20 protein-coding genes are annotated in these 22,754 nt (G+C 61.4%); 8 read left to right on the top strand and 12 right to left on the bottom strand.

The window, feature by feature from the left end; translation table 11 throughout:
- The first annotated feature begins 3 nt into the window (after positions 1-3).
- On the top strand, positions 4-2,424 hold the full coding sequence (gene gyrB / locus ACF8GF_RS14680) for a DNA topoisomerase (ATP-hydrolyzing) subunit B (protein WP_103469538.1): 2,421 nt from the start codon (positions 4-6) through the stop codon (positions 2,422-2,424).
- A gap of 64 nt (positions 2,425-2,488) precedes the next feature.
- Here gyrB and ACF8GF_RS14685 read toward each other — a convergent pair whose 3' ends face one another.
- Together ACF8GF_RS14685 and ACF8GF_RS14690 are read right to left on the bottom strand one after the other, a co-directional pair.
- Positions 2,489-2,896, bottom strand: a complete 408-nt coding sequence (locus ACF8GF_RS14685) for an RcnB family protein (protein WP_392487810.1) — start codon at positions 2,894-2,896, stop codon at positions 2,489-2,491.
- A gap of 129 nt (positions 2,897-3,025) precedes the next feature.
- Positions 3,026-4,318: a sigma-54 interaction domain-containing protein gene (locus ACF8GF_RS14690; RefSeq protein ID WP_392487811.1), complete on the bottom strand. Its 1,293-nt coding sequence runs from the start codon at positions 4,316-4,318 to the stop codon at positions 3,026-3,028.
- A gap of 222 nt (positions 4,319-4,540) precedes the next feature.
- Here ACF8GF_RS14690 and ACF8GF_RS14695 point away from each other — a divergent pair, with 222 nt between their 5' ends.
- From ACF8GF_RS14695 to ACF8GF_RS14705, 3 genes are read left to right on the top strand one after another with little or no spacing between them, the layout of a single operon-like run.
- Positions 4,541-5,425 (top strand): MBL fold metallo-hydrolase, encoded by an 885-nt coding sequence (locus tag ACF8GF_RS14695; protein WP_176682967.1) that lies wholly within the window; start codon positions 4,541-4,543, stop codon positions 5,423-5,425.
- Between the two features lie 40 nt (positions 5,426-5,465).
- The gene (locus ACF8GF_RS14700) at positions 5,466-6,734 is read left to right on the top strand and encodes an FAD/NAD(P)-binding oxidoreductase (RefSeq protein WP_176682968.1); all 1,269 of its coding nucleotides are present in this window, start codon (positions 5,466-5,468) and stop codon (positions 6,732-6,734) included.
- Positions 6,731-7,549, top strand: coding sequence for a sulfite exporter TauE/SafE family protein (locus ACF8GF_RS14705; RefSeq protein WP_392461457.1), 819 nt, complete (start codon positions 6,731-6,733; stop codon positions 7,547-7,549). Before ACF8GF_RS14700 ends, ACF8GF_RS14705 begins: the two co-directional genes overlap by 4 nt.
- Here the strand turns inward: ACF8GF_RS14705 and ACF8GF_RS14710 are convergent.
- Positions 7,538-8,425: a LysR family transcriptional regulator gene (locus ACF8GF_RS14710; protein ID WP_021784548.1), complete on the bottom strand. Its 888-nt coding sequence runs from the start codon at positions 8,423-8,425 to the stop codon at positions 7,538-7,540. The genes ACF8GF_RS14705 and ACF8GF_RS14710 overlap by 12 nt on opposite strands.
- Before the next feature lie 231 nt (positions 8,426-8,656).
- On the opposite strand from ACF8GF_RS14710, the gene ACF8GF_RS14715 reads away from it, so the two are divergent.
- Both ACF8GF_RS14715 and ACF8GF_RS14720 read left to right on the top strand, forming a co-directional pair.
- Positions 8,657-10,303: a GMC family oxidoreductase gene (locus ACF8GF_RS14715; protein ID WP_176682970.1), complete on the top strand. Its 1,647-nt coding sequence runs from the start codon at positions 8,657-8,659 to the stop codon at positions 10,301-10,303.
- Positions 10,304-10,400: 97 nt separating this feature from the next.
- Positions 10,401-12,020 carry an MFS transporter gene (locus ACF8GF_RS14720; RefSeq protein WP_176682971.1) on the top strand — a complete coding sequence of 540 codons (1,620 nt, stop codon included), beginning with the start codon at positions 10,401-10,403 and terminating at the stop codon, positions 12,018-12,020.
- A gap of 177 nt (positions 12,021-12,197) precedes the next feature.
- On the opposite strand, the gene ACF8GF_RS14725 is transcribed toward ACF8GF_RS14720, so the two are convergent.
- The 4 genes from ACF8GF_RS14725 to glyQ are packed head-to-tail and all read right to left on the bottom strand — an operon-like array spanning position 12,198 to position 16,559.
- Positions 12,198-12,983 (bottom strand): 1-acyl-sn-glycerol-3-phosphate acyltransferase, encoded by a 786-nt coding sequence (locus tag ACF8GF_RS14725; RefSeq protein ID WP_209969016.1) that lies wholly within the window; start codon positions 12,981-12,983, stop codon positions 12,198-12,200.
- Positions 12,984-13,029: 46 nt separating this feature from the next.
- Complete coding sequence (gene gmhB, locus ACF8GF_RS14730) at positions 13,030-13,557, bottom strand: D-glycero-beta-D-manno-heptose 1,7-bisphosphate 7-phosphatase (protein WP_176682973.1); 528 nt, start codon at positions 13,555-13,557, stop codon at positions 13,030-13,032.
- A 3-nt stretch (positions 13,558-13,560) separates the two neighbouring features.
- Positions 13,561-15,615: a glycine--tRNA ligase subunit beta gene (glyS, locus tag ACF8GF_RS14735; RefSeq protein WP_176682974.1), complete on the bottom strand. Its 2,055-nt coding sequence runs from the start codon at positions 15,613-15,615 to the stop codon at positions 13,561-13,563.
- Positions 15,612-16,559 carry a glycine--tRNA ligase subunit alpha gene (gene glyQ, locus ACF8GF_RS14740; RefSeq protein WP_003253126.1) on the bottom strand — a complete coding sequence of 316 codons (948 nt, stop codon included), beginning with the start codon at positions 16,557-16,559 and terminating at the stop codon, positions 15,612-15,614. The genes glyS and glyQ overlap by 4 nt, the downstream gene beginning before the upstream one ends.
- An 83-nt stretch (positions 16,560-16,642) precedes the next feature.
- Between glyQ and ACF8GF_RS14745 the strand changes: the two genes are divergently transcribed.
- Together ACF8GF_RS14745 and ACF8GF_RS14750 are read left to right on the top strand one after the other, a co-directional pair.
- Positions 16,643-17,194, top strand: coding sequence for a DNA-3-methyladenine glycosylase I (locus ACF8GF_RS14745; protein ID WP_392487812.1), 552 nt, complete (start codon positions 16,643-16,645; stop codon positions 17,192-17,194).
- A 41-nt stretch (positions 17,195-17,235) separates the two neighbouring features.
- The gene (locus tag ACF8GF_RS14750) at positions 17,236-18,123 is read left to right on the top strand and encodes a lysophospholipid acyltransferase (RefSeq protein WP_003253121.1); all 888 of its coding nucleotides are present in this window, start codon (positions 17,236-17,238) and stop codon (positions 18,121-18,123) included.
- 99 nt (positions 18,124-18,222) lie between these two features.
- On the opposite strand, the gene ACF8GF_RS14755 is transcribed toward ACF8GF_RS14750, so the two are convergent.
- Genes ACF8GF_RS14755 through def form a run of 5 tightly spaced genes read right to left on the bottom strand, consistent with a single transcriptional unit; the run spans position 18,223 to position 22,752 of the window.
- Positions 18,223-18,537 (bottom strand): tetratricopeptide repeat protein, encoded by a 315-nt coding sequence (locus tag ACF8GF_RS14755; RefSeq protein ID WP_003253119.1) that lies wholly within the window; start codon positions 18,535-18,537, stop codon positions 18,223-18,225.
- Positions 18,538-18,548: 11 nt separating this feature from the next.
- Entirely contained in the window at positions 18,549-19,922 is a 1,374-nt protein-coding gene (trkA, locus tag ACF8GF_RS14760; protein ID WP_010951472.1) for a Trk system potassium transporter TrkA, read from the bottom strand.
- Between the two features lie 23 nt (positions 19,923-19,945).
- Complete coding sequence (gene rsmB, locus ACF8GF_RS14765; protein WP_176682976.1) at positions 19,946-21,256, bottom strand: 16S rRNA (cytosine(967)-C(5))-methyltransferase RsmB; 1,311 nt, start codon at positions 21,254-21,256, stop codon at positions 19,946-19,948.
- Positions 21,253-22,185: a methionyl-tRNA formyltransferase gene (gene fmt / locus ACF8GF_RS14770; RefSeq protein ID WP_392487813.1), complete on the bottom strand. Its 933-nt coding sequence runs from the start codon at positions 22,183-22,185 to the stop codon at positions 21,253-21,255. Before fmt ends, rsmB begins: the two co-directional genes overlap by 4 nt.
- A gap of 60 nt (positions 22,186-22,245) precedes the next feature.
- A complete protein-coding gene (def, locus tag ACF8GF_RS14775; protein ID WP_003253111.1) occupies positions 22,246-22,752 on the bottom strand; it encodes a peptide deformylase in 507 nt (168 codons plus the stop codon).
- Positions 22,753-22,754: the final 2 nt, after the last annotated feature.

Genomic DNA, 22,754 nt, shown 5'->3' on the forward strand with positions numbered 1-22,754 from the left:
GGCATGAGCGAAAATCAAACGTACGACTCCTCCAGCATCAAGGTGCTGAAAGGTTTGGATGCCGTACGCAAGCGTCCCGGCATGTACATTGGCGACACCGATGATGGTAGTGGCCTGCACCACATGGTCTTCGAGGTGGTCGACAACTCGATCGACGAAGCCCTCGCCGGTCACTGCGATGACATCACTGTCATCATCCACCCGGACGAATCTATCAGTGTGCGCGACAACGGGCGCGGCATTCCGGTCGATGTGCATAAGGAAGAAGGCGTTTCCGCAGCCGAGGTCATCATGACTGTGCTGCACGCCGGCGGTAAGTTCGACGACAACTCCTACAAAGTATCCGGCGGTCTGCACGGTGTAGGTGTGTCGGTTGTGAACGCCCTGTCCGAAAAGCTGGTTCTGACCGTTCGCCGTAGCGGCAAGATCTGGGAACAGACTTACGTTCACGGTGTTCCACAAGCACCTATGGCGGTTGTTGGTGACAGTGAAACCACGGGTACCCACATCCACTTCAAGCCATCGGCTGAAACCTTCAAGAACATTCACTTCAGCTGGGACATCCTGGCCAAGCGTATCCGCGAACTGTCGTTCCTCAACTCGGGCGTCGGCATTCTGCTGAAGGATGAGCGCAGCGGTAAGGAAGAGTTCTTCAAGTACGAAGGCGGCCTGCGTGCGTTCGTCGAGTACTTGAACACCAACAAGACGCCGGTCAACTCTCAGGTTTTCCACTTCAACGTTCAGCGTGACGATGGCGTGGGTGTTGAAGTCGCCCTGCAATGGAACGACAGCTTCAACGAAAACCTGCTGTGCTTCACCAACAACATTCCGCAACGTGATGGCGGTACCCACCTGGTGGGCTTCCGTTCCTCGCTGACCCGTAGCCTTAACAACTACATCGAGCAGGAAGGCCTGGCCAAGAAGAACAAGGTGGCAACCACTGGCGACGACGCCCGTGAAGGCCTGACCGCGATCATCTCGGTAAAGGTACCGGATCCGAAGTTCAGCTCGCAGACCAAAGACAAGCTGGTCTCCTCGGAGGTGAAAACCGCCGTGGAACAGGAGATGAACAAGTTCTTCGCCGATTTCCTGTTGGAAAACCCGAACGAGGCCAAGGCCGTCGTTGGCAAGATGATCGACGCTGCTCGCGCCCGTGAAGCTGCACGTAAAGCTCGTGAGATGACCCGTCGTAAAGGTGCGCTGGATATCGCTGGCCTGCCGGGCAAACTGGCGGACTGCCAAGAGAAGGATCCTGCCCTCTCCGAACTGTACCTGGTGGAGGGTGACTCTGCGGGTGGCTCGGCCAAGCAAGGCCGCAACCGTCGTACCCAGGCGATCTTGCCGCTGAAGGGTAAAATCCTCAACGTCGAGAAAGCGCGCTTCGACAAGATGATTTCTTCCCAGGAAGTGGGCACGCTGATCACCGCGCTGGGCTGTGGTATCGGCCGCGAAGAGTACAACATCGATAAACTGCGTTATCACAACATCATCATCATGACCGATGCTGACGTTGACGGTTCGCACATCCGTACGCTGCTGCTGACCTTCTTCTTCCGTCAGCTGCCGGAGCTGGTCGAGCGTGGCTACATCTATATTGCCCAGCCACCGCTGTACAAGGTGAAGAGAGGCAAGCAGGAGCAGTACATCAAGGACGATGAGGCCATGGAAGAGTACATGACCCAGTCGGCTCTGGAAGATGCCAGCCTGCACCTGGACGAATCCGCGCCAGCAGTTTCTGGTGTGCAGCTGGAAGCGCTGGTGAATGAGTTCCGTAGTGTCATGAAGACCCTCAAGCGCCTGTCGCGCTTGTACCCGGAAGAGCTGACTGAGCACTTCGTCTACCTGCCGGAGGTGACTCTGGAGCAGTTGGGCGACCACGCTGTGATGCAGGCCTGGCTGGCCCAGTTCCAGGCGCGTCTGAACTCCAATCAGAAGTCTGGCTTGGCTTACAACGCCAGCCTGCGTGAAGACAAAGAGCGCAACGTATGGCTGCCTGAAGTAGAGATCACCTCCCATGGCTTAGCCAGCTACATCACGTTCAACCGCGACTTCTTCGGCAGCAATGACTACCGTACCGTAGTCAACATTGGTGCCAAGCTGTCGAGCCTGTTGGGTGAAGGTGCGTACGTACAGCGCGGTGAACGTCGCAAGGCAATCGTCGAGTTCAAAGAGGGCCTGGATTGGCTGATGAACGAGACCACCAAGCGCCATACGATTCAGCGATACAAAGGGCTGGGTGAGATGAACCCGGACCAGCTGTGGGAAACCACCATGGACCCGACCGTTCGCCGCATGCTCAAGGTCACGATCGAAGATGCCATTGCTGCTGACCAGATCTTCAACACCCTGATGGGTGATGCGGTCGAGCCGCGTCGTGACTTCATCGAAAGTAACGCGCTGTCGGTCTCGAACCTGGACTTCTGATCAGGTGTAAGTCGCCAGACACTAAGAAGCCCGCTGATGCGGGCTTTTTAGTGTCTGCAAAAAATCAGTAGCCGGTGAGAATGTTCACGATCACACCGCTGGCAATAGCCACCAGCACATAGTCGCCATTCACATACAGCCAGCGATGATCACGAGGTGGCGCATAAAGGTGGCGCGCTTTCCAGTCGGTTACCCAGTAACGGTCACCACGGTAATGTGGATCAACGGCATGACCACGGTGCCACTGCTTATGAGGTATCGGCATGCCGTGCTGTGGACGGAAGTTTGGATCTCGGTAAGCAGGACCGCGGCCGTTGTCATGGCGGCCCTGCTGGTGCGGCTGAGCATGTGGCGGGTTGCCTTGGTGCGATCGGCTGCCATCATGTCGATCAGGTGGGCCAGGCTGCGCGAAGCTGGCCAGCGGTACGCTGAGTATGAGCGCGGCGCAGATCACGGTTAGGGTTTTCTTCATTTGATGCGGTCCTCTGCGTGTTATCGCCTGGCACGTATTGATTGCCAGATTCGGTTAACTGATCAGACCACGATTTTTCCCTTGTAATGTCAGGACGCAGGTAAAGGTCCGGTAAAGTCTGCCGTTCTTTCAGTGCAGCCCGAGCGCTTTCAAGCGGCGATACAGCGTGCGTTCACTCATGCCTAGGTGGCTGGCCAGTTCGCTACGCGACCCCTTGAACTGCTCCAGCGCCTGCGCCAATTCACCCAGGTCAATGCGACGGCCGCTTCCTTTAGCTGCGCCAGCCAGTCCGGTGTCTTCCGGCAAATGCTCCGGTCTGATCACACCGTCATCGGCAAACAAACGCGCGCGCTCCAGAATGTTGCGCAGCTCGCGGATATTGCCCGGAAACGGATGCAACGCAAGTTGCTGCAAGGCGTCTTCACTTAGCTTGGGCGTCGGCTGGCCGGCCATGCGCTGCAGCAGGCTCTGGGCGAGTAGCGGTAGATCTTCCACCCGTTCGCGTAACGCAGGCAGACGAATCGGGAAGCCGCTGATGCGGTAGTAAAGGTCTTCACGGAAAGAGCCATCCGCGACCATTTTCTTGAGCGGTTTGTGGGTGGCCGATATCAGGCGGAAATCCGAATGCACAGTGCGCAGGCTGCCCACGGGACGGAAACTGCCGGACTCGATCAGGCGCAGCAGCTTCACCTGCATCGCCAGCGGCACTTCACCGATTTCGTCGAGGAACAGGGTGCCGCCATGGGCCGCCTCGGCCAAGCCTATCTTGCGCTGATTCGCTCCGGTGAACGCGCCCTTCTCATAGCCGAACAATTCACTCTCGAACAATGACTCGGTCAGGCCGGTGCAGTCGACCACTACCAGCGGGCCGTTGGCCCTGGGGCTGCCCATGTGCACTGCACGGGCGAACAGCTCCTTACCGGTCCCCGACTCCCCCTGCAACAACACCGGGATCTGCGCCGGTGCCGCACGCTGCAGGCTGGCCAGCGCGGCCTTGAAGGTTGGCGCGCGGCCGACCAACCCTTGCTCCTGAGGCTGCGCCGAGGCGAGGGTGATGGTGGTGAGGCGTTCGACAAAGGCCACTACCTTGCCCTGTTCATCCAGGATCGGCCGCAACTCGACATCCACATGCTCCGGGCCGCGTGGTGTGTGATGAATGTGCAATACCCGCTCCGGTACCTTGCTGTCCCACGCTTTGCGCATCGGGCAATGTTCGCCAGCCTGGTCGCACGGCACAGCGTAGTGATGCGAAACCCTGTGGCACTTCTCGCCCAGTGGGGCCTGATCATGCCGGCCAAACTGACGGCGATAGGCCGCATTGGCGGCGAGGATGTTGTAGTCGGTGTCCAACACGATGGTCGGGAGGGCATCGTGCTCAAGGTAGGAAACCAGAGCTAGGATGAGAGGATGGGCTTCAGGCATGACGGCACCGTATGGATGACCGATGCAGGGTAACAAGGACTGCCAAACACTGCCATTAGCTGTCAGTCGACTGCCATCTGGGCTGTCAGTTTTATCGGCAACTGTCTGCAACTGGCCGGTTTTGTTGGCCAGTGAGTGGCAAAAAGCCTGGCATGCATCTTGATAAAGCTCCTGTCACTGCCTACGCCTGTACAAGGCGGGGCGGATAAATTGGAGAACGTGATGATCATCGGCAACAACCTTCACGTGGACGCCTTTTACGACGAGGCGACCTCGACCATCAGCTACCTGGTCATGGACCGTGAAACCCGACAATGCGCATTGATCGACAGCGTGCTGGATTACGACCCCAAGTCCGGGCGTACCTGCAGTGCTTCGGCTGATCGCCTGATCGAGCGCGTGAACGAGCTGAATGCCAGTGTGCGGTGGGTGCTGGAAACCCATGTACACGCCGACCATCTTTCAGCCGCTGCCTATCTGAAGGAAAAGCTGGGCGGCCATACCGCTATCGGCGCGCACATTACCCAGGTGCAGAAAGTGTTTGGCGCCTTGTTCAACGCAGAGCCCGGCTTCGCCCGAGATGGCAGCCAGTTCGATGTGCTGCTCGAAGACGAGGAAGGCTTCCGGATTGGCAACCTGCAGGCTCGGGCGCTGCACACACCTGGGCACACACCCGCGTGCATGAGTTTCATGATCGAGGATGCCGGCGAGATCGCGGTCTTCGTTGGAGACACCTTGTTCATGCCCGACTATGGCACCGCCCGCTGCGACTTTCCCGGGGCCGATGCCCGCACCTTGTACCGCTCAATCCGTCGCCTGCTGGCCTTCCCCGACCAGACTCGGTTGTTCATGTGCCACGACTACCTGCCGGGTGGCCGCGACATGCAGTACGTCACTACTGTCGCCGAGCAACGTGCCCACAACATTCACATCCATCAGGGTATCGATGAGGACAGCTTCGTAGCCATGCGCGAGGCCCGCGACAAGACGCTCGAAATGCCCGTGCTCATCCTGCCTTCGGTGCAGGTGAACATGCGTAGCGGCCAACTGCCCCCACCGGAGGAGAACGGTGTGAGCTATCTGAAGATCCCGCTGAACAAGCTGTAACCGCCCTGCCCTCATAATCAGATTTCCAGGATTTGCCGCCATGCCTGCCTTGTTGTCCCCTGCCAATACCGACCACCACAAGGTGGTCATCGTCGGTGCCGGTGCCGCCGGTATCGCCACTGCTTCCAGTCTGATCAGCCGCGACCCATCGTTGGACGTCGCCTTGATCGACCCTGCCGAAGTGCACTACTACCAACCCGGCTGGACCATGGTCGGCGCCGGTGTGTTCAAGGCCCCAAGCACTGCCCGCACCATGGCGTCGACCATTCCTCGCGGTGTTCGCTGGATCAAGGCGCGGGTACAGGGATTCGACCCGTTGGGTCAGCTGGTCATCCTCGATGATGGTCGTACCATCAGCTATGAACAGCTGATCGTCTGCCCCGGCCTCAAGCTGGACTGGGCAGCCATCGATGGGCTTAGCGAGACCCTGGGCCGCAACGGTGTCACCTCCAACTATCGCTACGACCTGGCGCCCTATACCTGGGAACTGGTGCAGAAGCTCAAGCAAGGACGGGCGGTGTTCAGCCAGCCGCCCATGCCGATCAAGTGCGCCGGTGCACCACAGAAGGCGCTGTATCTGTCTTGCGACCACTGGCTGCGCCATGGTCATTTGGGGGCGGTGAAAGCCAGCTTCTACAATGCGGGTGCCGTACTGTTCGGTGTCGCCGACTACGTGCCCGCGCTGATGAAGTACATCGAAAAATACGCCGTCGACCTCAACTTCTCCCACCGGCTAGTTGCCGTAGACGGCCCGGGCAAGCGCGCTACATTCTTGCGTACCTTGCCCGATGGCAGCAGCGAAACGCGGATCGAGGCCTTCGACATGCTGCACGTGGTACCACCACAGGTGGCGCCAGACTTCATTCGCGAAAGCCCGTTGGCCGATAGCTCCGGCTGGGTCGACGTCGATCCGCATACCCTGCGCCATCGCAAATACACCAACGTTCATGCCCTGGGTGACGTGGCTAACACCAGCAACGCCAAGACCGCCGCGGCGGCCCGCAAGCAGGCACCGGTGGTCGCCAACAATGTGCTGGTGGCACTGGGCAGGCTGGCAACCCTGGCCCAGTACGACGGCTATGGCTCGTGCCCGCTTACCGTTGAGCGCGGCAAGATCGTCTTGGCCGAGTTCACCTATGGCGGCAAGCTGGCACCGAGCTTCCCCAATTGGTTGCTGGATGGCCGCAAGCCAACACGCTTGGCCTGGCTGCTCAAAGCACAGGCGCTACCACCGTTGTACTGGCAAGGCATGCTCAAGGGGCGCGAGTGGTTGGCACGCCCGCAACTGGTAGCCGAGGGTGGGCAGTGATCGAGCATCAACTGTTAGGAGCGGGCCTGGGCGCAATCATCGGCGCGGTGCTGGCACTGACCGGCGCAGGCGGTGGCATTCTCGCTGTACCTTTGCTGGTGTTCGGCCTGGGGCTATCGATGGTCGAGGCGGCACCGGTCGGCCTGTTGGCTGTTGGTTTGGCTGCGGCGGTTGGCGCAGTGCTGGGCTTGCGACAAGGGCTGGTGCGTTATCGGGCCGCGCTGTTCATTGCGTTGGTTGGTGTGGCAGCAGCGCCGTTCGGGCTGATGCTGGCGCACCGCCTGCCGAATACACCGTTGCAGTTGGCGTTCGCCGGGGTGCTGGTTTATGCCTGCCTGCGCATCTGGCGCAAGGCGGCCAAAGAACTGCGTGGCGAAGCCAATGACGCCCATCGCTTTATCGAGCCGTGTGTGCTGAACCCTCTGCAGGGGCGTTTGCGTTGGACCCTGCCCTGCGCGCGCGCACTGGCATTCACGGGGGCCCTGTCCGGGTTGTTGTCCGGCCTGCTCGGCGTGGGTGGGGGGTTCGTCATTATCCCGGCCCTGAACCGCTACACCAACCTGCGCATGGCAAGCATCGTCTCCACCTCGCTGGCGGTGATTGCCTTGGTCTCTACCGGCAGTGTGGTCAGCGCCAGCCTTGCAGGCGTCATGCACTGGCAGGTTGGCGCCCCGTTTGCCGTCGGCGCGGTGCTCGGCCTGCTGCTGGCGCGACCCTTGGCAGCCAGGTTGGCCGGGCCGCGCCTGCAGCAGATGTTTGCCGTGGCAGGTTGGGTCGCTGCCCTGTTGTTGGCGGGCAAGGCGCTACTGGGCTAGCAGCTCACTCTGTTCGGCCGCGCACAACGCCAGCAGGTAGTCCCACACCACCCGCAGGCGCACAGACTTGTGCAGCTCGCGGCGGGTGCAGATCCAGTAGCTGCGCTGGATGGTCTCACCCGGCAGCACGCGCACCAGTGTCGGGTCGTGGCGCGCCATGTAATTGGGCAGCACGGCGATGCCCAGCCCTGCGCGGGCAGCGGCTTGCTGGGCGATCACGCTGGTGCTGCGAAACACCACGTTGGGTGCTCGGCAGAAACTGTTGAGAAACAGCAGTTCCTGGCTGAACAGCAAATCGTCGACGTAGCCGATCCAGCTGTGCCGGGCCAGGTCTTCGCGGTGGCGCAATGGCGGCGCGCGGTCCAGGTAGTCCTGGCTGGCGTATAGCGCCAAGCGGTAGTCGGTGAGTTTGCGGGTGATCAGCAGATCGGCGTTGGGCCGCTCCAGATGGATGCTGATTTCTGCCTCGCGGTTGAGGATGCTGACGAAACGCGGCACCGCCACCAACTCCACTTCCAGGCCGGGGTAGCGCTCGAACAACGCGTTCATGCGCGGGGTGAAGAACATGATGCCGATGCCTTCGGTCACCCCCAGGCGAATCTTGCCCAGCGGGGTGATGGCCTGGGTGATTTCTTCCTGCGCCAGCAGGGCGACGTTTTCCATGGCTTCGGCATGCTTGAGCAGGGCTTGGCCCGAGGGGGTCAGCTCGTAACCCTGGGCATGCTGCACGAACAGCGCGGTTCCCAGGCTCTGCTCGATGCTCTCGATATGCCGGGCCACGGTGCTGTGGGTCGTGTTCAGGCGCTTGGCGGCAGTCAGCAGGCGGCCGCTGCGCTGCAACTCGAGGAAAAACCGCAGATCGTTCCAGTCGAACATGCTTGTCCTTTTTGGCAGTTCGTTCCGGCCTCTTCGCGGGCAGTCCAGGTGCGCTGAACATCCTGAAGGCAACGTGGTCCCGTTGGGAGCGGGAGCGCCCGCGAAGAGGTCGGTACAGGCTTGCCACTGTGCTAAAACGCACAGCGGCTGCGCGAAATCTCGTGTTTCCACCACGAAATTACTCACTAAGATGGACCGGGACAAGAATAAAAAACAGGCGCGAGGTTGCACATGCCGTCAGCCGATTCTGTCTTCGACTACGTGGTGGTAGGGGCCGGTCCCGCCGGATGCCTGCTGGCCAATCGTTTGTCCGCCGACCCTTCCTGCCGCGTGCTGCTGCTGGAGGCGGGTGGCCGTGACAATTATCCCTGGATCCACATCCCCGTCGGTTACCTCTACTGCATCGGCAACCCGCGCACCGACTGGTGCTTCAAGACCGAGGCACAGCCTGGCCTCGGTGGTCGCGCTTTGGGTTATCCAAGGGGCAAGGTGCTAGGTGGCTGTTCTTCGATCAACGGCATGATCTACATGCGGGGCCAAGCCGCCGACTATGACCATTGGGCCGCGCAAGGCAACGACGGCTGGGCGTGGAAAGATGTGTTGCCGCTGTTCAAGGCCAGCGAAAACCACTTTGCCGGCGCCAGCGAGCACCATGGCGCGGAGGGCGAATGGCGGGTCGAGCGCCAACGCTACAGCTGGCCGATCCTTGATGCTTTCCGTGATGCCGCCGAGCAGAGCGGTATTGGCAAGGTCGAGGATTTCAACACCGGCGACAACCAGGGTTGTGGATATTTTCAGGTCAACCAGCGCAGTGGTGTACGTTGGAACGCTTCCAAAGCCTTCCTGCGGCCGATCAAGGATCGCGCCAACCTCACCGTGCTGACTGGCGTGCAGGTTGACCAGGTACTGCTCGACAACACCCGCGCAAGGGCGGTGAAGGCGCTCTGGCAAGGGGCCTGGCATGAGTTTGCGGCGCGTCGCGAGATCATCCTCTGTGCTGGGGCGGTTGGTTCACCGGGCATCCTCCAGCGCTCCGGCATCGGTCCGCGTCAGTTGCTGGAAAGCTTGGGCATTGGTGTTCGCCACGATATGCCCGGCGTTGGTGGCAACTTGCAGGACCACCTGCAACTGCGCCTGATCTACCAGATCCGCAACACCCGCACCTTGAACCAGATGGCCAACAGCCTATGGGGCAAGATGGGCATGGGCCTGCGTTATCTCTACGACCGTAGCGGGCCCCTGGCCATGGCGCCGAGCCAGTTAGGCGCGTTCGTGCGTTCAAGCCCCGAACAGGCCACCGCCAACCTTCAGTATCACGTACAGCCGCTGTCACTGGAACGCTTCGGTGAGCCGTTGCATCAGTTCCCGGCCTTTACTGCCTCGGTGTGCAACCTGCGCCCGGCCAGCCGTGGGCGCATCGACATCTGCAGCACCGACATGAACAGCACGCCGCTGATCGATCCCAATTACCTCAGTGCTCCCCAGGACTTGCGTGTTGCTGCCGATGCCATTCGCCTTACCCGGCGCATCGTCCAGGCCCCTGCCCTCGCCGCTTTCGAGCCCAAGGAATATTTGCCGGGCCCGGCGCTGCAAAGCGAGGAAGAACTGTTCGAGGCCGCTGGCAAGATCGGCACCACCATCTTCCACCCGGTCGGTACCTGTCGCATGGGCAACGGTGCCATGGACGTTGTGGATAACCAGCTGCGCGTGCATGGCATCCCCGGTCTACGTGTAGCCGATGCTTCGATCATGCCGCAGATAACTTCCGGCAATACGTGTTCCCCCACCCTGATGATCGCCGAAAAGGCGGCGCAACTGATCCTCAAAGGAGCTGCTACCCAGACCTACCTGAACCAAGACGCGTTACCGACGCCCTGACCCGGGTGCGTGCAGTACCGGCGGCTTGCGGTCAGAAGTCGCCGACAGTGGAACAACAAGAATAATCACTGTGGCCTAACGGCCGAGGACAGCAACGATGTCGGATTACATCCAAGAGCAGGATGCGGTGGCCAGCAGCCCCAGCCGCCGTGAAGAACGCAAGATCATTTTCGCGTCATCCCTCGGGACGGTTTTCGAGTGGTATGACTTTTTTCTCTATGGTGCGTTGGCAGCGGTCATCAGCAAACAGTTCTTCGCTGGCGTGAACGATACCACCGCTTTCATCTTCGCCCTGATGGCCTTCGCTGCGGGCTTTCTGGTGCGGCCGTTTGGCGCGCTGGTGTTCGGCCGCCTGGGTGACATGATCGGGCGCAAGTACACTTTCCTGGTCACCATCGTGCTGATGGGCCTGTCCACTTTCGCTGTGGGGTTGTTGCCCACCTACGCCAGCATCGGCATCGCCGCACCGATCATCCTGGTGATCCTGCGCATGCTTCAGGGGCTGGCGCTGGGCGGCGAGTATGGCGGTGCAGCCACTTACGTGGCAGAGCATGCGCCGCCCGGCAAGCGTGGTTTACACACCGGTTTCATCCAGTCCACCGCAACGCTGGGCCTGTTGTTGTCGCTCTTGGTGGTGCTGGGTAGCCGGTATATCAGTGGCGACCAGTTCGAAACCTGGGGCTGGCGCTTGCCGTTCCTGCTGTCGATCGTGCTGCTGGCGATCTCTACCTGGATTCGCATGAGCATGCACGAGTCGCCGGCCTTTGTGAAAATGAAGGCTCAGGGCAAGGTCAGCAAGTCGCCCATCCGTGAGTCGTTCACCTCCTGGCCAAACCTGAAAGTGGTGCTTACCGCCCTGTTCAGCATCAACGCGGGGCAGGCCGTGACCTTCTACACGGCGCAATTCTACGTTCTGTTCTTCATGACCCAGATGCTGAAAATGGACTCGGCTCAGGCCAACACCCTGCTCATCATCAGCGTTGTGATTGGCGCGCCGTTCTTCGTGTTCTTCGGCTGGTTGTCCGACCGTATCGGCCGCAAGCCGATCCTGATGCTTGGCCTGTTGCTCGCCACGGTACTGTACTTCCCACTGTTCAAGGCGCTAAGCCACTACGCCAACCCACAGATCGACGCCGCCAGCCGTCAGGCGCCGATCGTGGTCACCGCCGACCCGCAAGGCTGCACATTCCAGTTCGACCCAGTGGGCAAGGCTCGTTTCGACAGCCCGTGCGACAAGGTCAAGACCTTCCTGGTCAAGCAGGGTCTACCGTACAGTTCGGTAAGCGTGGCCGGCAGTGATGTGGTGGTGAACATCGGTGACAAGACCATCAACGGCTTTGACGAAACTGCCATGCGCACTGCAATCGAGCAGGCTGGTTACCCGGCCAAGGCTGACCCTGCGCAGGTCAACCAGGTAATGGTGGTGGTCCTGATCGTGGCGATGATCCTGATCGCGACCATGACCTATGGTCCGTTGGCGGCGGTGATGGTCGAGCTCTTCCCGACCCGCATCCGCTACACCTCGATGTCACTGCCCTACCACATTGGTAACGGCTGGTTCGGTGGTTTCCTGCCTACCGTATCGTTCGCGCTGGTGGTCTACACCGGGGATATCTTCTACGGGCTGTGGTACCCGGTGCTGGTGACCGGGATCAGCCTGGTAGTAGGGATCTTCTGTCTGAAAGAAACCAAGGATGTCGATATCGACAAAGTCTGATGCTGTCCACATGCCATAAAAAAACCGGCTGTAAAAGCCGGTTTTCTTATGCCTCAAAAAAACTTATGCACGGTTTTCAGAAAAATTTCATACATAAAAATAAATAGCAAATTCAAAGGCTTAGCTATCAATTCAAGCATTTAATCCAAAAACTGCACACAAGTTATCCACAGAAGATCATGCCATCTGCTCCTGAGGTTTTTCCTCTGCTGGCGGCAGCGATCCCATGGCCCGCTGGGTCGCTTCGTTCCAGGCTGCAGCGCGGTCGTTGAGTTCGGCGATGGCCCGTGGCCCAGTGCCGTTGGCGTACATCGGTTCGCCAATGACCACTTCGATTGTACCGGCACGCTTGCCCCAACCGGTCTTGGGCCAGAACTTGCCGGCGTTGTGGGCAATCGGCAGCACCGGCAGCCCGGCATTCACGGCAAGTGCGGTACCGCCGCGGGAGAACTTGCCGATGGTGCCGAACGGCACACGGGTGCCTTCTGGGAAAATCAGCACCCACGTCTTCTGCTTGAGCAGTTCGTCACCCTTGCTCGCCACCTGGCGCAGCGCTTCCTTGGGGTTGTCGCGGTTGATCGCGATGGGCCGCAGCATGGCCATGGCCCAGCCGAAGAACGGTACATACAGCAGTTCGCGCTTGAGCACTTGGCTTAGCGGCGAGAAGTACTGCGACAGGAAGAAGGTTTCCCAGGTGCTCTGGTGATTGGACAGAATCACGCAAGGCTCAGCTGGCACGTTCTCGGCGCCAGTGATCTTGTAGTCGATGCCCAGGATGGTGCGCACCAGAAACAGCGCGCAGCGGCACCAGTACACGTTGATGAACTTGTAGCGCTTGGGGAACGACAGGAACGGCGCGACGAAGAAGCTCAGCGAGCACCACAGCAGCGAACTGGTGCCCAGCAGCAGGTAAAAAAGAAAGATTCTGATCGCCTGCAGGATCGACATAGTGGCTTGTACCATTGCGGGGCATGCCCGCCTGTGAAAAATGCGCCAAAAGGCGCACTGTTTAAATTAGTTCTCTGGCGATAGCTGCCAGATCGTCGAAAATCAGTGTAGTTTCCGGGACACCTTTTTCCAGGGTCCGCTCGCCCTTGCCGGTCTTCACCAGCACGGGTTGTGCACCGACGGCCAGGGCGGCCTCCAGGTCACCTTTGCTGTCGCCGACGAACCAGACGCCTTTCAGGCCGATCTGGTAATGCTCGGCGATCGCCCGCAGCATGCCGGGCTTGGGCTTGCGGCAATCGCACCCTTCGTCCGGCCCATGCGGGCAATACACGATATGGCCCACCTCGCCGCCCTGCTCGGCCACCAGCGCGCGCAGGCGCGCGTGCATGGCTTCGAGGGTTGCCAGCGGGTAGTAGCCACGGGCAATGCCGGACTGGTTGGTGGCCACGGCCACCGTCCAGCCCGCCTTGCTCAACTGCGCGATCGCATCGACCGAACCGGGGATCGGCACCCATTCTTCCAGCGTCTTGATGTACGCATCGGAGTCGTAGTTGATCACCCCGTCACGGTCGAGAATCAGCAGTTTCAAGGCTTACCCCAGCAGCGAAATGTCAGCCACGCCCAGGAACAGGCCGCGCAGACGGCTGAGCAGGGCATAACGGTTGGCACGTACCTTGGCGTCTTCGGCGTTGACCATGACCGCCTCGAAGAAGGCATCGACCGGGTCACGCAGGGCCGCCAGGCGGGCCAGCGATTCGCTGTACTGACGTGCCGCAGCCATCGGTTGCACGGCCTGGTCGGCCTGCTGGATGGCCGAGTACAGGGAAAACTCGTTGGCATTGTCGAAGTACTTCGGTTCGACCTGCTCGGCGATGGCACCTTCGGCCTTGCTCAGCAGGTTCGACACGCGCTTGTTCACCGCAGCCAGGGCCTCGGCTTCCGGCAGTTTGCGGAACGCCTGCACGGCTTGTACGCGCTGGTCGAAGTCCAGCGCGGAGCCTGGCTGCAGTGCACGTACCGACAGGTACGTGGCCACATCGATGCCTTCGTCTTCGTAACGCGCGCGCAGACGGTCGAAAATGAACTCCAGTACTTGCTCGGCCAGGCCGGCGGCCTTGACCTTGGCGCCGAACTGCTTGACCGCGAACTCGACCGCACCGGTCAGGTCCAGGTCCAGTTGCTTCTCGATCAGGATACGCAGCACGCCCAGAGCAGCACGGCGCAGGGCGTACGGGTCCTTGCTGCCGGTAGGCAGCATGCCGATGCCGAAGATGCCCACCAGGGTGTCGAGCTTGTCGGCGATGGCCACGGCAGCACCGGTCAGGGTCTGCGGCAGCTCGGCGCCTGCACCGCGCGGCATGTACTGCTCGTTCAGGGCCAGGGCTACATCTTCCGGCTCACCGTCGTTGAGCGCGTAGTAGTAACCGGCAACACCCTGCATTTCAGGGAATTCGCCGACCATCTCGGTGGCCAGGTCGCACTTCGACAGCAGGCCGGCACGGCCAGCGCGCTGGGCGTCGCCGCCGATCAGCGGGGCGACGAAGGCGGCCAGCCTGGAAACACGTTCGGCCTTGTCGTACACGGTGCCGAGCTGAGCCTGGAACACCACGTTCTTGAGGCGCTCGTTGAAGGTTTCCAGTGGCTGCTTCTTGTCCTGCTTGAAGAAGAACTCGGCGTCGGTCAGGCGTGGGCGCACGACCTTTTCGTTGCCTTGCACGATCTGCTTCGGATCGCGGCTTTCGATGTTGGCCACGGTGATGAAGCGCGGCAGCAGCTTGCCTTCGCTGTCCAGCAGGCAGAAGTACTTCTGGTTGTCCTGCATGGTGGTAATCAGGGCTTCCTGCGGCACCTCAAGGAAACGCTCTTCAAACGAGCACACCAGCGGCACTGGCCATTCGACCAGAGCAGTCACTTCGTCCAGCAGCGCCGGCGGCACGATGGCCGTGCCTTCCTGCTGCATGGCCAGCTCGGCGGTACGCTTGCTGATCAGCTCGCGGCGCTCGGCGAAGTCGGCCAGCACGTAAGCTTTACGCAGGTCCTCGACATAGTTGGCCGGGGTGGTGATGACCACGGATTCCGGATGGTGGAAGCGGTGGCCACGGGATTCACGGCCTGCCTTCTGCGACAGAATGGTGCAGTCGACCACTTGGTCGCCCAGCAGCATTACCAGCCATTGGGTCGGGCGTACGAACTCTTCACGGCTGGTCGCCCAACGCATGCGCTTGGGGATCGGCAGGTCGTTCAGCGAATCTTCGACGATGGTCGGCAGCAGGTCTGTGGTGGCCTTGCCCGGGATGTGCTGGGAGAAGCGCAGCTTGGGGCCGCTCTGGTCGATTTCGGCCAGTTCAACACCGCATTTCTTGGCGAAGCCCAGCGCAGCCTGGGTCGGCTCGCCTTCGGCGTTGAAGGCTGCCTGCAGGGGTGGGCCGTCGATGTTGATGCTGCGGTCAGGCTGCTGCACGTCCAGCTGGCGAATCAGTACGGCCAGACGACGCGGCGCGGCGTACACCTGCTTGGCGGTGTAGTTCAGGCCAGCAGCCTGCAGGCCTTTTTCGATACCGGCCAGGAAGGCGTCGCCGAGGTTGGCGAGGGCCTTGGGTGGCAGCTCTTCGGTGCCCAGTTCTACCAGAAAATCTTGAGCACTCATTGTGCAGCCTCCAGCTTAGCCAACACTTCGTCACGCAGTTCAGGGGTGGCCATCGGGAAGCCCAGGCGTGCGCGGGCTTGCAGATAGCTTTGCGCCACGTCCCGGGCCAGGGTACGTACACGCAGGATGTAACGCTGGCGCTCGGTTACCGAGATGGCGCGGCGGGCGTCCAGCAGGTTGAAGGTGTGCGAGGCCTTCAGGACCATTTCATAGGTCGGCAGCGGCAGCTCCAGCTTGATCAGGCGGTTGGCTTCGCTTTCGTAGAAATCGAACAGTTCGAACAGCTTGTCGACGTTGGCATGTTCAAAGTTGTAGGTCGACTGCTCCACCTCGTTCTGGTGGAACACGTCGCCGTAGGTGACCTTGCCGAACGGGCCGTCGGCCCACACCAGGTCGTACACCGAATCGACGCCCTGGATGTACATGGCCAGGCGCTCCAGGCCGTAGGTGATTTCACCGGTGACCGGGTAGCACTCGATGCCGCCTACCTGCTGGAAGTAGGTGAACTGAGTGACTTCCATGCCGTTGAGCCAGATTTCCCAGCCCAGACCCCAGGCGCCGAGGGTCGGCGATTCCCAGTTGTCTTCGACGAAACGAATGTCGTGCACCAGCGGATCCAGGCCGATGGCTTTCAGCGAGCCGAGGTACAGCTCCTGGAAGTTGGCCGGGTTCGGTTTGAGCACCACCTGGAACTGGTAGTAGTGCTGCAAGCGGTTGGGGTTTTCGCCATACCGCCCGTCGGCAGGACGACGGCTAGGCTGCACATAGGCGGCGTTCCAGGTTTCTGGACCCACGGCGCGCAGGAATGTAGCGGTGTGGAAAGTGCCGGCGCCTACTTCCATATCGTAGGGCTGAAGTACCACACAACCTTGAGCCGCCCAGTAGTTCTGCAGGGCGAGGATCAGGTCTTGGAAGGTACGCACGGCTGGCGTAGGCTGGCTCACGAAATTCACCTGTATCTGGGGATGCGGATGTAAAGAGCGGGAGTATAACCTGATTCGCCTCGCCCTCTACTCATTGGAGCCTTATGCCACGCTGCTTTTGGTGTACCGACGATCCGTTGTACCAGGCCTACCACGACCAGGAATGGGGAATACCACAGCGCGACCCGGCGTTGCTCTTCGAGATGCTTTTGCTCGAAGGGTTCCAGGCGGGGCTTTCGTGGATTACCGTTTTGCGCAAACGCGAGCGTTATCGCCAGGTGATGTACGGCTTCGACCCCGTAAAGCTGGCGGCCATGAGCGACGAACGTATCGAAGAATTGATGCAGGATGCAGGCATCATCCGCAATCGCCTCAAGCTCAAGGCTGCGCGGCGCAACGCCCAGGCCTGGCTGGCTGTGGATAACCCTGCCGAATGGCTGTGGTCGTTCGTCGGCGGCTCGCCGAAGATCAACCACTTCAAGGCGCGCGGCGAGGTGCCGGCGGTTACCGATGAAGCCAAGGCAATGAGCAAGGCCCTGCAGAAAGCTGGCTTCACGTTCGTCGGTCCGACCATCTGCTACGCCTTCATGCAGGCCACGGGCATGGTCATGGACCACACCACCGACTGCGATCGCTACGCCGCCTTGTTGCGCTGAGGGGTTACAATGCGCGCCTTGCTGAAATAAGGAATTCGCCTGTGGAAAAGTTCAAAGGCGCCCTGATGGTCGGGGTGCTGCGCCTGTTTGCCAAGCTGCCCTGGGGTGCTGTGCAGCGTGTCGGCGCCGGTATTGGCTGGCTGATGTGGAAAATCCCCAACAGTTCGCGCAACGTGGTACGGATCAACCTGGCCAAATGTTTCCCGGAGATGGACCCGGTTGCCCGTGAGCAACTGGTTGGCCAGGCGCTGCGGGATATCGGTAAATCCTTTGTCGAAAGTGCCTGTGCCTGGATCTGGCCGCCGCAGCGCTCGCTGGAGCTGGTCAAGGAAGTGCATGGCCTGGAAGTGCTGGAGCAGGCTTTGGCCTCGGGTAAAGGCGTGGTCGGCATCACCAGCCACCTGGGCAACTGGGAAGTGCTGAACCACTTCTACTGCAACCAGTGCAAACCGATCATCTTCTACCGCCCGCCGAAGCTGAAGGCGGTGGATGATCTGCTGCGCGAGCAGCGCGTGCAGATGGGCAATCGCGTGGCGCCGTCGACCAAGGAAGGCATCCTCAGCGTGATCAAGGAAGTGCGCCGTGGTGGCCAGGTGGGTATTCCTGCCGACCCGGAGCCGGCGGAATCGGCGGGCGTGTTCGTGCCGTTCCTCGGCACCCAGGCGCTGACCAGCAAGTTCGTGCCGAACATGCTGGCCGGTGGCAAGGCGGTAGGCGTGTTCCTGCATGCGCTGCGGTTGCCGGATGGCTCGGGCTTCAAGGTGTTCCTGGAGGCGGCGCCAGAGGAGATGTACAGCACCGATGTGAATGTGTCGGCGGCGGCGATGAGCAAGGTGGTCGAGCGTTATGTGCGCGAGTACCCGAGCCAGTACATGTGGAGCATGAAGCGCTTCAAGAAGCGCCCGGCCGGCGAACCGCGCTGGTATTAAGCCATTCACCGGCCTCTGGTAGGAGCGGGTTTACCCGCGAATGCGGTGTTGGATTTTCCGACGCATTTGCGGGTAAACCCGCTCCTACAGGGGGCCGCGTCAACCCGCTGCTCTGTTGAGCTTCTTCAGGAATACGGTCATCTCTTTTTCGGCCTGCTTGTCACCATGGGCCTGCGCCGCCACGATCCCGTCTTCCCACGCCTTGCGCGCCGCCGCCAGGTCGCCCTGCAACTGATAGGCCTTGCCCAGCAGCTTCCATGCTGCCGAGTATTTCGGGTCCTGCTCTACACAGCGCGCCAGGTGCACCGCTGCTTCAGCGCCGTTGCCTTCATCCAGCCAGGCCTTGCCCAGGCCAAACCTCAGCAGCGGGTTATCCACACCTTTGGCCAGCATCTTCTCCAGCGATTCGCGCATGCCCTCTTCTCCTAGAAGAAACTCAAGCCGACGTGGAACAGCTTCTCCACATCGCGAATATGCTTTTTATCCACAACGAAGAGGATCACATGGTCCCCTGATTCGATCATGGTGTCGTCATGGGCAATCATCACCTCTTCATCACGGATGATCGCACCAATCGTGGTGCCCGGTGGCAGCGTGATGTCCTCGATTGCCTTGCCGACCACCTTGCTCGACTTCGAGTCCCCGTGTGCCACCGCCTCGATAGCCTCGGCTGCACCACGGCGCAGCGAGTGCACACTGACGATGTCTCCGCGACGGACGTGCGCCAGCAGGGTGCCGATGGTGGCGAGCTGCGGGCTGATGGCAATGTCGATATCGCCGCCCTGCACCAGGTCGACATAAGCCGGGTTGTTGATGATGGTCATCACCTTGCCTGCGCCCAGGCGCTTGGCCAGCAAGGACGACATGATGTTGGCTTCGTCATCGTTGGTCAGGGCCAGGAAAATATCGGCGTCGGCGATGTTCTCTTCGAGCATCAGGTCTTTGTCAGAGGCGCTGCCCTGCAGCACTACAGTGCTTTCGAGGGTATCGGAGAGGTGCCGACAACGCGCCGGGCTCATCTCGATGATCTTCACCTGATATCGGCTTTCGATGGCTTCCGCCAGGCGCTCGCCAATCTGCCCGCCGCCGGCGATGACAATGCGTTTATTAGTCTCGTCGATGCGGCGCAGTTCGCCCATCACCGCGCGGATATCCTTCTTCGCGGCAATGAAGAACACCTCGTCGTCGGCTTCGATCACCGTATCGCCACGCGGGGTGATCGGCCGGTCGCGGCGGAAGATGGCCGCCACGCGGGTGTCGACGTTGGGCATGTGCGCTCGGATCTGGCGCAACTGCTGGCCGACCAGCGGGCCGCCATAGTAGGCCTTCACTGCCACGAGTTGGGCCTTGCCTTCGGCGAAGTCGATCACCTGCAGCGAGCCTGGGTGTTCGATCAGGCGCTTGATGTAATTGGTCACCACCTGCTCGGGGCTGATCAGAACGTCGACCGGGATATGGTCGTTGTCGAACAGCTCTTCGCGGGTCAGGTAGGACGATTCGCGCACCCGTGCAATCTTGGTCGGTGTATGGAACAGCGAATAGGCCACCTGGCAGGCAACCATGTTGGTCTCGTCACTGTTGGTTACCGCCACCAGCATGTCGGCGTCGTCGGCACCGGCCTGACGCAGCACCGTCGGCAGCGAACCGCGGCCCTGGACAGTGCGGATGTCCAGGCGGTCGCCGAGGTCGCGCAGGCGGTCGCCGTCGGTGTCGACCACGGTAATGTCGTTGGCTTCGCTGGCCAGGTGTTCAGCCAGCGTACCGCCTACCTGCCCTGCGCCGAGGATGATGATCTTCATGCGCTACTCCCTATCCTTTGTTCTTATCCGCGCGAGGCGGCGATCTTGATCAGCTTGGCATAGTAGAAACCGTCGTGGCCGCCTTCCTGGGCCAGCAGTTGACGGCCGTGGGGCTGGCGCAGGCCGGCTTCGGTCGCCAGGTCCAGCTCACGGGCGCCCGGGGTGCGCGCGAGGAAGGCTTTGATCACTTCAGTGTTCTCGGTCGGCAAGGTGGAGCAGGTGGCGTATAGCAGCATGCCGCCCACTTCCAAGGTCGGCCACAGGGCATCGAGCAGTTCGCCTTGCAGCGTGGCCAAAGCCGGGATGTCGTCGGCTTGGCGGGCCAGTTTGATGTCCGGGTGGCGGCGAATCACGCCGGTGGCCGAGCACGGCGCGTCGAGCAGAATGCGCTGGAATGGCTTGCCGTCCCACCAGCTGGCAGTGTCGCGGGCATCGCAGGCGATCAGCTCGGCATCCAGTTGCAGGCGGTCGAGGTTTTCTCGCACGCGGGTCAGCCGCTTGGCTTCGAGATCGATGGCCACGACGTGCGCCAGGCCGGCCTCGGCCTCCAGCAGGTGGCAGGTTTTGCCGCCCGGTGCGCAGCAAGCATCGAGCACGCGTTGGCCGGGGGCCAGTTCCAGCAGGTCGGCAGCTAGCTGCGCAGCTTCGTCCTGCACGCTCACCCAGCCTTCGGCGAAGCCTGGCAGGCCGCGCACGTCGCAGGCTTCGGCCAGCACGATGCCATCCCGGCTGTACTGGCATGCGCTGGCGCCAATGCCGGCTTCGGCCAGCAGTGCCAGGTAGGCATCGCGGCTATGGTGACGGCGGTTGACCCGCAGAATCATCGGCGGGTGGGCATTGTTGGCGGTGCAGATGGCTTCCCACTGCTCCGGCCAGAAGGCTTTCAGCGCCTTCTGCAACCAGCGCGGGTGGGCGGTACGCACCACCGGGTCGCGCTCCATGCCGGCGAGCAGTTCCTCGCCTTCGCGCTGGGCTCGGCGCAGCACGGCATTGAGCAGGCCCTTGGCCCACGGCTTCTTCAGCTTGTCGGCACAGCCCACGGTCTCGCCGATGGCGGCATGGGCCGGAATGCGGGTGTAGAACAGCTGGTACAGGCCGACCAGCAGTAGCGCCTGAACATCGGCATCGGCTGCCTTGAAGGGCTTTTGCAGCAGCTGTGCGGCCAGCAGGTCGAGGCGTGGCTGCCAGCGTGCGGTGCCGAACGCCAGGTCCTGGGTCAGGCCGCGGTCGCGTTCATCTACCTTGTCCAGTTGCGCCGGCAGCGAGCTGTTCAGCGAAGCCTTGCCGCTGAGCACAGCGGCCAGCGCACGGGCGGCGGCGAGGCGTGGGTTCATTGGCCCAGCACCTTGCCAGCGGCGAACTTCTCGCGGCGGCTGTTGAACAGATCACTGAAGCTCAATGCCTTGCCGCCAGGCAGTTGCAGGCGGGTCAGGCTCAGGGCTTGGTCACCGCACGCAACTACGAGGCCGTCCTTGCTGGCGGAAAGTATCTCGCCTGGGGCGCCTTGGCCTGTGGACAGGTTGGCGGCCAGCACCTTGACGCTTTCACCATCCAGAGTGCTGTGACACACCGGCCATGGGTTGAAGGCGCGGATCAGGCGTTCCAGCTCGACAGCCGGGCGGGTCCAGTCGATACGCGCTTCGTCCTTGTTCAGTTTGTGCGCGTAGGTGGCCAGGGCATCGTCCTGTACTTCACCTTGCAGCGAACCGTCAGCCAGGCCGGCGATGGCCTGAATGACTGAGGGCGGGCCCATTTCGGCCAGGCGATCGTGCAAGGTGCCGCCGGTGTCGTCGGCGCTGATCGGGGTGACTACTTTGAGCAGCATCGGGCCGGTGTCCAGGCCGGCCTCCATGCGCATCACGGTCACGCCGCTTTCGGCGTCGCCTGCTTCCACGGCACGCTGGATCGGCGCGGCACCGCGCCAGCGTGGCAGCAGGGAAGCGTGGCTGTTGATGCAACCCAGACGCGGGATATCCAGCACCACCTGCGGCAGGATCAGGCCGTAGGCGACCACTACCATCAGGTCTGGTTTCAGTGCGGCCAGTTCGGCCTGCGCATCGGCGTTGCGCAGGGTCTGCGGCTGGAACACCGGGATGTCATGGGCCACGGCCAGTGCCTTGACCGCACTTGGCATCAGCTTCTGGCCACGGCCGGCCGGGCGGTCGGGCTGGGTGTAGACGGCCACGATCTCGTAGGGGCTGTCGAGCAGGGCCTTGAGGTGTTCGGCGGCAAACTCTGGAGTGCCTGCAAAGACGATGCGCATGGAGTTCTCGCTTCAAAAAAGAAAAAGGCTTGCCGGAGCAAGCCTTCAGGAAGGTGGGGATCAGGCTTGCTGGCGGTGCTGCTTTTCCAGCTTCTTCTTGATCCGGTCGCGCTTGAGCTGCGACAGGTAGTCGACGAACAGCTTGCCGTTGAGGTGGTCGAATTCGTGCTGTACGCACACTGCCAGCAGGCCTTCGCATTCCAGTTCGAACGGCTTGCCGTCGCGGTCCTGGGCCTTGACCCGGACACGCAGCGGGCGGTCGACGTTCTCGTAGAAGCCCGGTACCGACAGGCAGCCCTCCTGGTACTGGCCCATGTCATGGGTCAGCTCTTCGACCGACGGGTTGATGAAGACGCGCGGTTCGCTGCGGTCTTCGCTGAGGTCCATGACCACAACCTGCTTGTGCACGTTCACCTGGGTAGCGGCCAGGCCGATGCCAGGGGCTTCGTACATGGTTTCAAACATGTCGTCGATCAGCTGACGCAGGGCGTCGTCGAACTCCGTCACCGGTTTGGCGAGGGTGCGCAGGCGCGGGTCCGGGAATTCGAGAATGTTCAAGATGGCCATAA

This window comes from Pseudomonas sp. yb_5, from assembly GCF_043103865.1.
In the GTDB taxonomy this organism is placed as follows: domain Bacteria; phylum Pseudomonadota; class Gammaproteobacteria; order Pseudomonadales; family Pseudomonadaceae; genus Aquipseudomonas; species Aquipseudomonas putida_Y.